This window comes from Campylobacter canadensis (genome assembly GCF_013177655.1).
Lineage (GTDB): Bacteria > Campylobacterota > Campylobacteria > Campylobacterales > Campylobacteraceae > Campylobacter_E > Campylobacter_E canadensis.
The window spans coordinates 1,074,597-1,090,708 of the sequence record NZ_CP035946.1; the positions used below are offsets into that span (position 1 = coordinate 1,074,597).

10 protein-coding genes and 1 pseudogene are annotated in these 16,112 nt (G+C 26.9%); 4 read left to right on the top strand and 7 right to left on the bottom strand.

Annotated elements, in window-relative coordinates; all coding sequences use genetic code 11:
• From CCANL266_RS05155 to CCANL266_RS05170, 4 genes are all read right to left on the bottom strand, one after another.
• Positions 1–231: a hypothetical protein gene (locus tag CCANL266_RS05155; RefSeq protein ID WP_172232360.1), complete on the bottom strand. Its 231-nt coding sequence runs from the start codon at positions 229–231 to the stop codon at positions 1–3.
• A gap of 13 nt (positions 232–244) precedes the next feature.
• Positions 245–1,669, bottom strand: coding sequence for a DUF3373 family protein (locus CCANL266_RS05160; RefSeq protein WP_172232363.1), 1,425 nt, complete (start codon positions 1,667–1,669; stop codon positions 245–247).
• Between the two features lie 131 nt (positions 1,670–1,800).
• Positions 1,801–3,798 carry an ATP-dependent helicase gene (locus tag CCANL266_RS05165; RefSeq protein ID WP_172232366.1) on the bottom strand — a complete coding sequence of 666 codons (1,998 nt, stop codon included), beginning with the start codon at positions 3,796–3,798 and terminating at the stop codon, positions 1,801–1,803.
• Positions 3,791–5,596, bottom strand: coding sequence for an LTA synthase family protein (locus CCANL266_RS05170; RefSeq protein ID WP_172232369.1), 1,806 nt, complete (start codon positions 5,594–5,596; stop codon positions 3,791–3,793). The genes CCANL266_RS05165 and CCANL266_RS05170 overlap by 8 nt, the downstream gene beginning before the upstream one ends.
• A 74-nt stretch (positions 5,597–5,670) precedes the next feature.
• Here CCANL266_RS05170 and CCANL266_RS05175 point away from each other — a divergent pair, with 74 nt between their 5' ends.
• From CCANL266_RS05175 to dapB, 3 genes are all read left to right on the top strand, one after another.
• Positions 5,671–8,274 carry a valine--tRNA ligase gene (locus CCANL266_RS05175; protein ID WP_172232372.1) on the top strand — a complete coding sequence of 868 codons (2,604 nt, stop codon included), beginning with the start codon at positions 5,671–5,673 and terminating at the stop codon, positions 8,272–8,274.
• A gap of 149 nt (positions 8,275–8,423) precedes the next feature.
• Positions 8,424–8,732 (top strand): thioredoxin, encoded by a 309-nt coding sequence (gene trxA / locus CCANL266_RS05180; RefSeq protein ID WP_172232375.1) that lies wholly within the window; start codon positions 8,424–8,426, stop codon positions 8,730–8,732.
• Entirely contained in the window at positions 8,732–9,466 is a 735-nt protein-coding gene (dapB, locus tag CCANL266_RS05185; RefSeq protein WP_172232378.1) for a 4-hydroxy-tetrahydrodipicolinate reductase, read from the top strand. The genes trxA and dapB overlap by 1 nt, the downstream gene beginning before the upstream one ends.
• Positions 9,467–11,063: 1,597 nt before the next feature.
• Here the strand turns inward: dapB and CCANL266_RS05190 are convergent.
• From CCANL266_RS05190 to secA, 3 genes and pseudogenes are all read right to left on the bottom strand, one after another.
• On the bottom strand, positions 11,064–12,149 hold the full coding sequence (locus CCANL266_RS05190) for a glycerate kinase family protein (RefSeq protein WP_172232381.1): 1,086 nt from the start codon (positions 12,147–12,149) through the stop codon (positions 11,064–11,066).
• Positions 12,149–13,016 (bottom strand): annotated as a pseudogene (sppA, locus tag CCANL266_RS05195) (signal peptide peptidase SppA). The gene CCANL266_RS05190 and the pseudogene sppA overlap by 1 nt, the downstream one beginning before the upstream one ends.
• A 19-nt stretch (positions 13,017–13,035) precedes the next feature.
• Entirely contained in the window at positions 13,036–15,537 is a 2,502-nt protein-coding gene (secA, locus tag CCANL266_RS05200) for a preprotein translocase subunit SecA (RefSeq protein WP_172232384.1), read from the bottom strand.
• 68 nt (positions 15,538–15,605) lie between these two features.
• Here secA and lolA point away from each other — a divergent pair, with 68 nt between their 5' ends.
• On the top strand, positions 15,606–16,112 hold the full coding sequence (lolA, locus tag CCANL266_RS05205) for a LolA-like outer membrane lipoprotein chaperone (protein WP_172232387.1): 507 nt from the start codon (positions 15,606–15,608) through the stop codon (positions 16,110–16,112).

Sequence of the window (16,112 nt, forward strand, 5' to 3'; positions counted from 1 at the left end):
TTACTTACCAGCTACTTGAACTTGATTTGGATTATCAGCTGCTCTTGCTATCATACATTCTTTTAACACAGTAGCTTCATTTGCATCGCTTACCTTTTTTTCTACCCAGCGTTCAATTTGTTTCATTGTTTTTGATTCAGGCTCTGGAGCTTCATATTTACTCATTAAACCTGCACAATCATCAGCTAAGATTGGTAATGCTAATAAACTTAAAAATATTACTTTTTTCATACTTTACTCCTTATTATAATTTTACGTTATACATTAGCATAAAGCTGTCTGCTTTATTTTTATCTTTTAGTTTAACACTGCCGCCAATTGGTGTAGCTGAATTTGAGAATTTATTATCTACATGAGTATAGCTTAGGCGTAAGAATTGATTTCTATCAAGCTGATAAATACCATAAATATCATGAGCCATACCTCTTGTCATTCTCATATTTAGTGGGTCGTTTATGCTTGGGCGAGACATTGTGTACCAGTATTTGCTACCCCAAAAGAATTCATAACCAAATTTAAAGCTTTGAGTAAAGTCGTATCTAGCACCTACATGAACTGAATATCCATTCTTTTCATTTATTTTAAACATCTCTTGAACTGCTGCAATCGCTGCTGGCTGAGTAGTTGCTGCCGCTGCTTTTCCGTTTGATGACATACCTGCTGCCGCTTGAGCTGCTGCTTGAGCTTTAAGAATTGGAGTTACATCTATATTTTTGTGATTTGAGTTGCTACCTTTTGAGTATCCTAAAGAAATAAAGTAATTAAAATCACTTCCAAATGCTTTATTTTGCTCAAAATGTAAATTATATAAGCTTAAATCGCCTAAATTTTTTACACCAAGAACTGGTAATGGTAAAGAAAAATCAGTTAAGTGAGCTACGTTAAAAATCATTAAGTTATCGCCTAAAGCAGGGATTTTTCCTTCTACTTCAGCATAATATAAATTAGAATCTACATCTTCTTGATCGCCCATCCAATCTTTTACTTTTCCTTCGTTATCCCATTGATAAACCTTACCATAAGCAAGTCTTGCTGCAAAATCATAATCGCTTAATACATCTGGTTTATAAGTTAATACTAAAGCATCTCCTAAAACATTTAGCATTAATGCTGGATAAGTTGATTGTCTTAAAGCATTGTTTCTTAAATTGCTTCCTGGACCATCTGTACCTGGTTGTCTACCGATAGTTGCAATTAATTCAGGAGTGATTGCATAATCAAGATAAGCTCTGCTTAAATAAACTACAGGACCACTTGTTCTTGTATTTCTACCTGCATCAAGTTCTAATGGATGAGAACCACTTAAACCCCAACCCATTTGAGACCAGTTTTTAGCTATTGATAAACGACCATAAAATTTAGTTTTATCATTAATTTGAGCGTTCATATTTAAAAATAATTCACTCATCCATTTATTGTTTGCATGATATTTGTGACCTGCTAAATTGTAGTTTGTATTTGTAACTGAAGTTGAAAATTCTAATCCAAAATTAATCTTATCTAAAGCTGAAGTGAATTCGTTTTCATCTGCTCTTTGTTCTAATTCATCTATGCTTTTTTGTAAGCTTGAAACTTGCTTTTTAAGATTTTCAATTTCACTATTTGCATCAGCGCCAAAAAGTGAAGTAGAAAATAAACAAGCACCTAAGATAACTGATAATTTTTTCATTTTTTTCTCCTTTGAAAATAAAAAGATAAGCTAGTATTATATGTTATTTTTTCAAAAAAATCAAATATTTTGTATTAAAAAAAATTAACTTAAGATATATAAATATTAAATAAATTAATTTTAAATAATATTTATATTTTCATACCTTCATCAATAAAAATTGAACGAATTAATTCTTTATCATTTTCGTTATCTTTTTTTGCCCAAGTTAATATTAGTTCATTTTTTGCCCTTGTTAAAGCAACATAAAATAACCTTCTTTCTTCTTCAATACCACCTGCATTTTTACTTAATTTAATATTTGGGAATTTTCCTTGAGCTAAATCTATTAAATAAACTACATTAAATTCTAAACCTTTACTTGCATGCACGGTTAAAAGCTGTACGCCTTTTTGGTTTTTAAATTCTGTATTTAAAAGGGTTTTTTCAAAAAAATCTGCATTATTATCATAATTTTTTGCATCTTCTAAAATATATGAGCAATTTTTTTTGATTGAATTTATTTTTTCTTCTTTTAAACTTGGAGAAAATTTCGTGCCAATATAGGCTCTTTTTACCGCAATATTGTCAATTATCATTGTAAAAATCTTTGAGAAAAAAGTATTTTTTAGTAAAAGATATGGAGAATTTATGTTTTGATTATCTTTTAAAAATAAATATAATTGTTCTAAAAATAAAATATTTTCATCATTTAACTCATCAAGCAACAATACAGGATTGTGTTTAAAATCACTTTTTACTAAGTCTTCATAACTTTTTTGCTCATCTTCTTTTAATGTTTTTGCAAATAAACCTAGCTTAAAATCTTTTTTCTTTAAAAAATTATATTCGCTTTTTTTAATTGGATTTAAAATGCCTTTTAATAAAGAGCCATTGCCAAGCTCTAAAAAAGCTTGATAAATAATATTAACCCTAACCGCACCAACGCCTTTACTTTGTTGAAGGATATCAATAAAACTTAAAATATCTGATTTATTTGCACACAAGGCTGCAAGATTAATTAAACTTGCTATTTCTTTTAAATCATAAAAAGAATTACCGCCCTTTCTAATACACTTAATTAGGTTTTGTTTTAAAACCCTTTCAATCTCATCTCCGCTTGAATTATTTCTATAAATTACTGCAATTTGTTCTTTTGGATTTTCTAAAAGAGTATTTGATATTTGCTCTGCTACAAAGCTGTATTGCTCTTTGCTAAATTCAAATTGATTTAGTAAAATCGCTTTGCTTTCTTGGGTTCTTGTAACTACTAATTGCTTAGGATACAATCTTTCATTATTACAAATTACACGATTTGCAAAATCTAAAATTCTTTGAGTTGAGCGGTAATTTTTATTAAGTGAATAAATTTTAGCATTTTCATATCTTCTTTTAAAACTTGCAATTATTTCAATATTTGCACCGTTAAAAGCATAAATACTTTGGTCATAATCTCCTACACAAAATAAAGATTTTTTTTTAATACAATCTAAAATTGAACTTTGTAAATTATTTGTATCTTGATATTCATCTACTAAGACCTCAACGAATTCATCTTTAAATTCGTTTTTAAAAAAATCCTTTGCCTTTAGCAATAAATCATCAAAATCATAAAAATTGTGTGTATTTTTTTGCTCTTCAAATTCACTTAAAATATTTGTATAAAATTTTGCATTATGCGAGTGTGCTTCATAATTTTGTTTAAACCAATCATAAAAATTCATATCAAGACAAGTATTATTATACATTGAATAAATATCTGCAAGATATGAATAATCATACAAATCATCTCTTTTTGGATACTTATCATAAATACTTTTTAAAAGCCATCTTAACTCTTTACTTCTTTTTAGTACGACTTTTTTATGCTTTTTTAAATAGTCTAGACTAATTGAGTGAAAAGTACCACTTTTAATACCCTTAATAGCACTAGAACCTAATTTTTTGCTAAGTCTTTCTATCATTTCTGTTGCAGCTTTGTTTGTAAAGGTTAAAAGCATAATTTCACTTGCTTTTGCACCATCGTTTAATAATTTTTCAATCCTTGCAACTATTGTGCTAGTTTTGCCCGTTCCTGCGCTTGCTATTATTAGATTATGTCCTAAATTAGCATTTACTGCTGCTAATTGCTCGTTGTTTAAATTACTCAATAATATTTCCTTTAAAAATCAAATACCAAGATAAAGCCTGTGCTTGTTTTTGCCTTAGTTCATCATTTATAAATTTATCGTTTTTAAAACTAGCATTAAAGCCAATTTGCTCATAACTTTTTACATCTTGTTCTTTTAGTGAAAAACAAGGTATGCCAAATGAATAATATTCATAATTTTTAGGTGCAATAAGATTTATAATACTTGCACCAATATCAATATGCTTTGTGATTTTACATATTGGATATATTTTATGATTTTTTGAATACATTATAATTGGTACTGTATGAGTTATTTTTAAATCAAGGCTATCATCAATATTGTATCTTCCATAATGATCGCCCGTAATTACAAATAAAGCATCTGGGTATTTATTACTTTGCTCTTTTATAAAATCAACTAAAACCTTTTGATACCAATAAATTGTTAGTAATTCATTTTTATATTTTTTGCTTAGCTTTTCTGCTTTTTCAAATGGTAAGGAAAAAAGCTTTCTTTTTTGAAATTCTAAATTATAAGTAGGATGATTTGTAGTACTCATAATTACATTAAAATCATAATCTTTTAACGCTACATATTTAAATAAAACATCATCAAAAACTCCCCACTCGCTATTAATACTATCATCTTTAAATACTGCTCTAATTTGCGGTGCATAAAAATTGGCATTAAAATTACTTAATCTAGTTAAATTAGCAATATTTCCCCAGTTATCATGCCCACCCATAAAAAAGGCTGAGCTTAAATGTAAATTTTTTAAATTATCGTTTAATGAAAAAAAGTGCTTTTTTATTTTTGCATATTTTGCTGCTGTATCATCTGTTGTGTTATAAGTATTTAATATTTGTACTTCAAGAGATTGCTTTGTAGCAGGAGCATTATGTAAAGCACTAATGTAAGCACCTTCTTTTGCAAGAGTATGAATATCAGTAAAAATATCATTAAATCTATCTTGCATAACCCAATCGCTTAAGCTTTCGCTAATAATATAATAAATCTTTTGTGCTTTAAAATATTCATCATCTTGTTTTACTTTATGTAAATATTTTTTTAAATCAATTTTACCTGTACAAGGATTTATATTAAAAAATTCGCAAGCAACTTTTTTAGGACTATCAAGCTTAAAACTATCCCAATCAATATTTGTTTGCTTTCTTATTTGTTCTATTGCGTTAATAAAACCAATAAAATGCCCAAAAACACTTATATTTACAATTTCATTTTCACTAGCGATAATTCTTCTTTGAATAAAATCAGCCTTAAAAGAAAATTGCTGATTTATGCAAAACATCATAAAAAAAGCATAAAAAATAAAAGAAAGAATATTTTTTAAGACACTTGTTTTAATTTTAATCTTATTTACACTATTTAAAATGTAAATATTAACTATCATTAAAATAAAAAATAAAATTATAGAACTTACAACTCCATAATTTGATTTTAATCCGCTTTTAATTAAAGCAAAAATTTCTTCATTTTTAAATAAAAATAACTCAACACCAAAATTCTGATGATAAATATTAAAATAAACAAAAAAGGCAAGATTTATAGCTAAACAAACAAAGCTTAAAACATAATAAAAAGCATTAGCAAGATATTTATTAATTAAGGCAAAAATATAAAACACACTAAAGCAATAAGCATAAATTTGTATATCAAATCTCATTGATGATAAAATAGAAATTAAGCTATCATTTACAAATAAAACATCATTTTTGTATAAAAAAACAAGCTTAAAAACAAAAGAAAGTATTAAAAAATACATAAATAATAATAAAGCTCTTAGTGCAATTTGCATATTTTCTCCTTTAAAAAATGCAAGAGTTTATAAAAATAAATTAAAATAAAGGTAAAACTTTTAAGGAATATTAAATGGAAAAAGATTTTTATAACCCAAAAGAAATTGAAAAAGATTACTATGAATATTGCAAAAATCAAGGTTATTTTGAAGTAGATTCAAATAAAAAAATTCAAAAAGAAAATAAAAATTTTGCAATTATGATGCCACCACCAAATGTAACTGGTGTTTTACACATAGGACACGCATTAACTTTTACCTTACAAGATGTTATTACTCGTTATAAAAGAATGGATGGATATAAGGTTTTATATCAACCTGGACTTGACCATGCTGGTATTGCTACTCAAAATGTGGTTGAAAAGCAGCTTTTAGCTCAAGGGATTAAAAAAGAAGAATTAGGCAGAGAAGAATTTATTAAAAAAGTATGGGAATGGAAAGAAAAAAGCGGCGGAGCTATTGTTAATCAAATGTATTCGCTTGGGATTACTCCTGCTTTTTCAAGAATGCGTTTTACTATGGATGAGGGCTTACAATACGCTGTTAAAAAGGCCTTTGTTGATTTATACGATAAAGGTTTAATTACAAAAGATAATAGAATGATAAATTGGTGTACCAAAGACGGTGCATTAAGCGATATTGAAGTTGAATATGAAGAAAACAAATCAAAATTATATTATTTAAGATATTACCTAAAAGATAGTAAAGAATATTTAGTTGTAGCAACAACTAGACCTGAAACATATTTTGGCGATAGTGCTTTAATGGTAAATCCTGAAGATGAAAGATATAAAAATTATATCGGTAAAAGTGTTTTATTGCCTATTTTAAATAAAGAAATAAAAATTATTGCTGATAGCTATGTTGATAGTTCTTTTGGTAGTGGGGTTGTAAAGGTTACTCCCGCTCACGATATAAACGATTACGAAGTTGGTTTAAGACATAATTTAGATTTTATAACTATCTTTGATGAAAAAGGTATTTTAAATGATAAATGTGCTGAATTTGCTGGTCTTGAAAGATTACAAGCAAGGCAAATTATAATTGAAAAATTACAAGAACTTGGCTATATAGAAAAAATACAAGATTATGTAAATCAAGTAGGCAAATGTTATCGTTGTAAAAACATTGTTGAGCCTTATATTTCAAAACAATGGTTTGTAAGTACAAAAATTGCTGATAGTGTAATTACTAAGGTAAATAATAATGAATGTAAATTTTATCCTGCACACTGGATAAATAGTTTTAATGCTTGGATGAAAGATTTACGCCCTTGGTGTATTTCAAGACAGCTTTGGTGGGGGCATCAAATACCTGTTTATTATTGCGAATGCGGCAACTGCATTGCTAGCGTAGAAGAAGTAAGTCAATGCCCTAAATGTTTAAGTAAAAATATTAAACAAGATGAAGATGTGCTTGATACTTGGTTTAGTTCTGGTTTATGGGCATTTAGTACGCTTGGATTAAATAATAATGATTATAAAAAAGGAATTTTATATCAAGAAAGTGATATAAAAGATTTTTACCCAAATTCATTATTGATTACTGGCTTTGATATTTTATTTTTCTGGGTATGTAGAATGCTATTTCAAAGCGATAATGAATTAAATGAGCTACCTTTTAAAGATATATATTTACACGCTCTTGTAAAAGATGAAAATGGCGATAAAATGAGTAAGAGCAAAGGCAATGTAATTGACCCGCTTGTAATGATTGATACTTATAGTGCTGATATTTTAAGATTTACTTTATGCTTACTTGCTGTTCAAGGTCGTGATATTAGAATGAGCGAAGAAAGAATGATTTTAGTGCGTAATTTTACGAATAAATTATACAACGCTGCTAATTTTCTACTATTAAAAGATAAAAATTATAAAGAACTTAGCGAATTTAAAACAAAGCTTGGACTTTATATGAACGCTAAATTTAATCTTTGCGTAAATGAAGTTAGACAATATTTAGCTGAATATAGATTTAATGATGCAAGTATGAGTATTTATAAATTTTTATGGGACGAATTTTGCGATATTGGTATTGAACACTGCAAATTTGATACAAATAGCTTAAAAGAGATTGCTAGTGTATTTTTAAGCGCTATGAGATTGTTAAACCCTTTTATGCCTTTTATAAGCGAATATTTATTTCATAAACTACAAGGTAGTGATATTAAAAAAGATGGCTCTATTATGATTGAGCAATATCCACTACAAAAAGATTTAAGCCCAAGCCAAAAAGAACATATTTTAGAATATGAAAAAGTAATAGAAGCAATAAATGTATTTAGGTCAATTAAAAAAAGCGCAAATATAACAGACAAAAACGCTCAAGCTCTAATCAACATTGATTTAGACATAGATTATTTAAAGCTGATTTGCTTTATTGTAAAACTAAAAGAAATTAAAATTGCACAAGAATTTCCAAGCGAATATGCAAGCTTAATATCAAATAATTTAAAAGCAGGAATTAAGATTGATGAAAATGCAAAAAATGCTTTAAAAGAAAAATTAAGCAATCAAGCAAAAAAACTTGAAAACGAAATTAATAAATTACAAAATATGCTAAATCCAAATTTTATTGCAAAAGCTCCTAAAAACCTTGTAGAACAAAATCAAAATGCTTTAAATGAAGCAAAAAATAAACTTGAAGAAATAAATAAAGAACTTTCATCTTTAAATTAAATTCTTAAGCCTAAAAATCTTTAGGCTTAAAATATTTTTATTTAATAATTTTTATTATTAGATTATTTTTTTAATTATTTTAAAAAAAATAAGCGTATATTAACCTAAGTTTAGAATAATTGCAGTTCATAAAAATTAAGGAGACAATTATGGCAAAAGAATTAACAAAAGAAACAATTGAACTTGCTAAAAGCGGAGTAGCTTTAGTAGATTTTTGGGCACCTTGGTGCGGACCTTGCAGAATGTTAGCACCTGCAATTGATGAATTATCAAATGAATTTGAAGGAAAGGCATTAATAGCAAAGGTTAATATTGATGAAGAGCCTGATTTAGCAACCGAATTTGGTATTCGCTCTGTTCCAACAATTTTATTCTTCAAAGATGGACAATTAGTTGATACAGCTATTGGCGCACAAGCAAAACAAGCTCTTGCTGATAAAATCAACTCTTTACTATAATGAAATTAGCAATTTATGGTGCAAGTGGCAAGATGGGCAAAGAACTTGTTGCCCTTGCAAAAAATGATGAAAAAATCAATTTAATTTACGAATTTACAAGTAAAAATAATAATTTTGATAAACTTTTTCAAGCAGATTTAATAATAGACTTTTCAACCCCAGTAGCATCAAAACAACTATTAATGAAAGCTAGTCTTTTAGAAAAAAAGCCTATTTTATTAGTTGGTACAACTGGTTTAAATAAAGAGTATTTTGAATTAGCAAAAAATTACAATGCTAGTTTTTTTTATTCAAGTAATACTTCTTTAGGAGTTGCACTTTTAAACGAATTAGTAAAAAAAGCAGCTACTATGTTAAAAGATTTTGATGTAGAAATACTAGAAATGCACCATAATCAAAAAGTAGATGCTCCTAGTGGAACTGCTTTAACTCTTGCAAATACAGCTAAAACATATTTAAGCAAAGCAAGAAATGAGCAGGTAAATTTAGTGTTTAATAGAACAGAAAAAAGAAATAAAAATGAAATAGGTATGGCTAGTTTAAGAGGCGGTAATGTTGCTGGATATCATAATGTTGGTTTTTATTCAAACGATGAAAGTGTGCAATTAATACACAATGCAAATTCTAGAGCAATTTTTGCAATTGGAGCTATTAAAATTGCAAAATGGTTGATAAATCAAAAAACAGCACATTATACGATGGGTGATTTTGTAAATTATCTTATGCAAAAATAATTATCACTGTACTTTGTGATAATTATTTTAAAAATGATTTTATATTTTCTTTTAGCTTTTTACACAAAAATAATATAAAATATAAGTTCTTGTTTTATATTTTGTAAAATATTTTTTTTAAAAATCTTTGCAAAACTCACTAAATAGGTCATAAAATTATTTTAAAATCTTTTTAAAATATATGTAAGAAAATATTTTTAAAACTTAAATAAATTATAATTAAGAATGTTTTACTTTATGTTTGTAATTGTTTTTTAAAGCTTTTAGATTATCAATATTTACGCCATTAAAATTACTAATATCTAAAATTCTTTAATTTCATTAAATAATTTAAGCGATGACAAGCTTTCATAATCTAAAAAATTTTAAAGCTTGATTTTGTTTTGAATAGTCTAATGTTTTTTGTGTTATACCAAATGCAATAGATAAATTCCAAGTTTTATTATCTTTATCATATAAAACGCCGTGATTTCTTAAATACTCATTAATATTACCAAATAAAGCATAATATGCTAACTCACAATAATATTTTTCAAAACTTATTTACCCCTTCTTTAACAGCTAATAAAATCAGAACTGATTTATAAGGACTTCTTATATTGTCTATTCTATCAAAGTTTTTTACAAGCAATGCAGCTGCTTTGTGGCTTTTATAGCTTTACCTTGCAAGTATTAAATTTTGCTTTTACTCTTACACCACCTATACTAAAAGATTTTTGATATAAAGCCTATACTAAAATAATCACTAAACCCTGCTAAATATTTATTAGCAGTTAAATTACTATTTGTTTTTAAGTTAGTTAAGCCTACCTATTAGGACTAATATTACTAAAAGCACCCCATAATTCCTTGCTTATTCTATTTTAATTAAAGCTAAGTTTAAACTAAGCCCAATTCCATTAATAAGCTATTCTTTATTAAAAAAATTTATAAAACTCTAATTTTTATCTTAAAACAAATTACTATAACTTCTTATTTTCTTTATTACTTAATTTTATATTATCTAATAATCATACAATTTTAATACTTTTAATTTCTTTTTTTTGCACGTTCATTATAAATATTATGTTTTTCAATATAAAGTGATAAAGTATGCTAAAAATCATTTATCGTATATTCATTTGTTTTTTTAGATTATAAATATTATTATTAATCGCATTAGATTTAGTTTTGATAATATTATCATTATCTATATTTTTGCATTTTCACCTTATCTACCATATCTTGTAACTGAATTGTTGTTTTAGATCTTTTACTTGATTGTGATATTTCTTCGCTTGTGCTAATTCTGTTTTGCTAGTATTTTCTCTTGTTATGCTTTTAAATTGAGTTTTATTCTTTTATTACTAAGCCGTATTCTGTGTTAAAATTCTTTTTTTGCAAAGTAAAGCCAAATCTTACAACGCCCAAAGTGCCATCCTTGATATTTTCTAGTCCGCCGTTGCTGCTCCACCTCTTTTTTTGCTAGTATCTTTCTTCTCTAGGTTGAATTTCACTATTTATTGTTTTAATAGTAAGTAATTTATCATTTTTTATATATTTTTTTGCTAATTTCTTGAAAATTACAATATAAAAAATTATTTTAAATATATAAATTTTAGTTATTTTTACTAATTTTATTTTTTAAAACCTGCATAGACAATTCATCAAGATAATAAGCAGCATTTAACATTAATTCATTTTTATCTACAGAAAAATACTCATTTAGTGCATATATGTTATCTTTATTCTTACTTTTATTTTCACCACAAAAAATAATTAATTCTTTGTTATATTTATTGCACAAAAGACTTAATCTACCTAAAAGCTTACCCATTGTACTTTGCTCATCATAGCAACCTTCAGCACTAATTATATAATTACAAGTACGAATTTTTTCTTCCAATGCAATTAATTTTGCAATATAAGAAAAACCGCTTAAAACCTTAGTATCAAAAAAACTCATAAAAGCATAAGCAATTCCACCAGCTGCACCTGATGAATTACAAAATTCTTTCTTGCTGTTAATGATATTTGCTACATTTTTAAGACCACAATCAAGTTTATATATCTCATCAGTATTTGCACCCTTTTGCCCAGCAAAAATATAAGCAGCCCCGTTTTTTCCATAAAGTTTATTAAGTACATCACAAGCTAATGTTATTTTGCACTTAGAGTAGTCATTGCTATATTTAAAATGAGTTATATTATTTAATTCTCTTCCGCAAAGAAAATCAATTTTTTTATCATTATTAAAAAACTCAAAACCCATCTTACTTAAAAAACCAAGCCCAGCATCATTAGTGCTAGAGCCACCTAAGCCAATTATAAATTTTTTAACGCCCCTGCTTAAAGCATCTTTAAAAGCTAATGATAATTCTTGAGTACTTGTATTCATAGGATTTTGTTCATCTTTGCTAAGCTCTGCTAAACCAACAAAACTAGCTATTTCTATAAAAGCCTTATTTTTATATAATAAATAACTTGGATTAATATAACGATTTGCTAATGCATTATGTGTTTTTAAATAAATTCTTTTGGAATTTTGCAAAATTGTTTCTATGCTATCTAAAAAGCCTTCTCCGCCGTCGCTAAAAGCAAATGAAGTATTTTTTATTCCGAGTTTATCTGCATTTTTGCATATAATTTCATTTGCTTTAATTGAACTTAAAGAACCTTTTAAACTATCACAAAGTACAAGCATTATTTAGCACTTGAATTTAAAGTTATAAAATCAAGCATAAGCTTATTTAAAAACAAAGCACTATTTTTACTTAATGAAGATATAAAACCCATATCATCATCAAAAGTTTTATAAACAGGCTTGCTAATTTGAGTCAATTCTTCTAGCTCTTTTTTTGCTTTAGAAATATTTGCTACCTCATCAATCAAGCCAAGCTGCATAGCTTTATCAGCAAGAAAAACCTTAGCATTCGCCCAATCTTCTTTTTTATCTAAATCTAATTTTCTTGCTTTTGCAACTAGACTAGTAAATAAATCATAACTTTGATTTATTAAATCTTGTAAATATTCTTTTTCATCAATACTCCACTCTCTTAGCATTGTACCTGCTTGTTTATACGCACCTGCACTAATTGTTTGTTCGCTAATTCCTATTTTTTGTGCTAAAGAAGATACATTAAAACCTTGCATAATAACACCAATTGAGCCAACAAAACTAGCTGGATTTGCAATAATTTTATTAGCATAAATTGCGCTTAAATATGAACCACTTGCAAGGGTTGAACCTGCATATACAATTACAGGTTTTTTATCGCCTAGCTCTTTAATAGCTAAAGAAATTTCCATACTAGGAGCAAAGGCACCGCCTGGAGAATCAATAAAAAATAAAACACCCTTAATATTATCATCATCTTTTACTTCATTAATCTGCTCAACTAATTTCATACTATCTAAAATAGTACCTTTTAACTCTATTTGTGCTAAATTAGCAGCACCCTTACTAGAATTAAAGCTAAAAAATAAAACAAGTATTATAAGCAACAAAAAGGTCTTAAAAATAATTATTTATAAACTTTATACAATTTGCAATCGACTTAAATATAGCCATTACTATCCCCCTTTATTATTTACGCAAAAATCCCCTGCTTTGGACCACTAACTCCACAACAATTTTTGTATTTTTTACCGCTACCACAAGCACATAAATCATTTCTTAATTGTTTTTTTGCTGATGAATTTTCTTCAACACTTTTTAACTCTTGTTGTTCTTCTTCTTTGTTGGCTATTTTTGCCATTAATAAAATCTTAATACTTTCAATCTTTATTCTTTGAACTAGTTCTAAAAATAAATTATAACTTTCTTTTTTATATTCTACTAATGGGTCTTTTTGATTATAACCACGCAAACCAATACCAGTTTTTAAAATATCCATTTGATACAAATGCTCTCTCCAAACATGGTCTAAAACTTGTAAATATATAAATTTTTGAATATTTTCTTTATTCTCAAGTGCATCTTTAAATTTATCATCAATAAATTTATTAATACTTGAGCAAAGTAAGGTTAATTTTTCATTATCTTGCATATTCTGCAATAATTCAATATCAACACCAATTTTAAATTCTGAATTCAAAAACTCACTTAAAGTATTATAATCTTGATACTCTTCAAATAAACTTTGGGTATATTCGTTTATATTTTGCTCAACCTTTTGGCTAATATCATAATTTACATCTAATAATTCATTTCTATATTTATAAATTGTTTTTCTTTGCTCATTTGCAACATCATCATATTCTAAAATATGCTTTCTGCTTTCAAAATGTAAATTCTCAACCTTTTTTTGAGCATTAGCAACCGCTCTTGTAACTAAAGGACTTTCTATACTTTCACCTTCAGCAATTTTTAATCTAGTAAAAATTGCTTTTAATCTATCTCCACCAAAAATTCTTAAAAGATTATCTTCTAATGAAAGATAAAAGCGGCTAGTGCCTGGGTCTCCTTGTCTTCCGCTTCTACCTCTTAATTGATTATCAATTCTTCTACTTTCATGCCTTTCAGTGCCTATTATGTATAAACCTCCAAGCTCTCTTATCTCGTCACTTATTTTAATATCAACCCCACGACCTGCCATATTTGTAGCGATTGTTACCGCACCTTTTTTACCTGCATCTTTTATTATTTCTGCTTCGTGAGCGTGGTTTTTTGCATTTAAAACACTGTGCGGAATTTTTGCCTTAACTAAATAACTATGCAATAATTCGCTTTTTTCAATACTTGCCGTACCTACTAAAACCGGTTGTCCTTTTTTATGTAATTGTGTAATTAAATTTACAACTGCTTTAAATTTTTCATCTTGGGTTTTATAAATTAAATCATCTAAATCTTTTCTAATTACAGGTACATTAGTAGGGATTGATATAACTTCTAAATTATAAATTTGTGAAAATTCACTAGCTTCAGTTTGTGCAGTACCTGTCATACCTGAAAGCTTAGAATACATTCTAAAATAATTTTGATATGTAATATCAGCCAGTGTTTGACTTTCTTCTTGAATTTTTACCCCTTCTTTTGCTTCTAATGCTTGGTGCAAACCTTCTGAAAAACGACGACCTTCACTAACACGACCAGTAAATTCATCAACAATCATTACCTCATTATTTCTTAAAACATAATGCACATCTTTTTCAAATAAATTATTTGCTTTTAATGCTTGGTCTAATTGATGTGCTAAAATAGCATTATCCATACTATATAAATTATCAACTTCAAATAATTTTTCTGCCTTTGAAATTCCACTTTCAGTTAAAATAATTGAGCGGTTTTTTTCATCTACAACAAAATCTCCACTTGGTTTTTCTTTAGGATTTTCACTAGCAACACCTCTTTGTAAAGCTTGAGCAACTTTATTTGCTTTAATATAGCCATCAAGAGTTCTATTAGTTGGACCGCTTATTATTAAAGGTGTTCTTGCTTCATCAATTAAAATACTATCAACCTCATCAACAATTACAAAATTATGCTCTCTTTGCATTTTATCTTCAGCACTAAAGCACATATTATCACGCAAATAATCAAAGCCAAATTCACTATTTGTTCCATAAACGATATCGCAAGCATAAATTTCTTTTCTTAAAGCATTATTGCCTTGTACTAAAACTCCAACACTAAAGCCTAAAAATTCGTAAATTGCTTTCATTTCATTAGCATCTCTTTGTGCTAGATAGTCGTTAGTAGTAACAACATGAACGCCTTTTTTACTCATAGCATTTAAAACAACTGCTAAAGTAGCAACAAGGGTTTTACCCTCGCCTGTTTTCATCTCTGCAATACAACCATCATTTAGCACCATACCACCAATTAATTGAACATCATAATGACGCATATTTAATTTTCTGCTTCCAACCTCTCTTACAATAGCAAAAACATCATTTAAAACATCATCTAAACTCTTTTCATTTTTGCTTACTTTATCTTGTAAGGTATTAAATTCGCTTTTAATTTCATCATCACTTAATTTTTTATAATGTTCTTCTAATAAATTAATTTGCTTAACTCTTTTTTGATACACCTTTAACAATCTATCATTACGAGTTCCAATAATTTTTTGTGCTAAAGTTTTAAACATTTTTTTACCTTTTTATTTAAAGTTTTTTTTATAATTATAATTCTTAAAATAAATGAAAGGAAAAAAGAATGTTACATAAAATATTTTTAACACTTTTTTTATTAGCAAATTGTCTTTTTGCAAGTATAAATATAAATAGCTTTAGCGCTGATTTTGAACAAAATATTTATAATAATAATCAAAAAATTAGCTATAAAGGGAAAATTTATATGAAAGATAAGTTAAGTTTATGGCAATATTTTAACGATGAAAATAAAAGAATTTATGTAAATGAAAATGAAGTTGTTGTAATTGATGATGATTTAGAGCAAGTTGTAATTCAAAAAGAGCAAATTGATATTAAAAAAATTTTAAAACTTGCACAAAAAGTTGATGAAAATAATTATATAGCACAATATCAAAATACCAATTTTTATTTAAATTTTGAAAATAATTTATTAAAAACAATTACTTACAATGATGAATTAGAAAATAAAGTTGTAATTACTTTTACAAATCAAAGTAATAATTTAAAATTAGATGATAATATATTTAAATATCAAATCCCATCAAATTATGATTTAATAAGGCAATAA

Bases quoted from the DNA above. Each gene is read 5' to 3' on its own strand.
- CCANL266_RS05155 (WP_172232360.1), bottom strand. From the start codon at position 231: ATGAAAAAAGTAATATTTTTAAGTTTATTAGCATTACCAATCTTAGCT.
- CCANL266_RS05160 (WP_172232363.1), bottom strand. From the start codon at position 1,669: ATGAAAAAATTATCAGTTATCTTAGGTGCTTGTTTATTTTCTACTTCA.
- CCANL266_RS05170 (WP_172232369.1), bottom strand. From the start codon at position 5,596: ATGCAAATTGCACTAAGAGCTTTATTATTATTTATGTATTTTTTAATA.
- CCANL266_RS05175 (WP_172232372.1), top strand. From the start codon at position 5,671: ATGGAAAAAGATTTTTATAACCCAAAAGAAATTGAAAAAGATTACTAT.
- trxA (WP_172232375.1), top strand. From the start codon at position 8,424: ATGGCAAAAGAATTAACAAAAGAAACAATTGAACTTGCTAAAAGCGGA.
- dapB (WP_172232378.1), top strand. From the start codon at position 8,732: ATGAAATTAGCAATTTATGGTGCAAGTGGCAAGATGGGCAAAGAACTT.
- CCANL266_RS05190 (WP_172232381.1), bottom strand. From the start codon at position 12,149: ATGCTTGTACTTTGTGATAGTTTAAAAGGTTCTTTAAGTTCAATTAAA.
- secA (WP_172232384.1), bottom strand. From the start codon at position 15,537: ATGTTTAAAACTTTAGCACAAAAAATTATTGGAACTCGTAATGATAGA.
- lolA (WP_172232387.1), top strand. From the start codon at position 15,606: ATGTTACATAAAATATTTTTAACACTTTTTTTATTAGCAAATTGTCTT.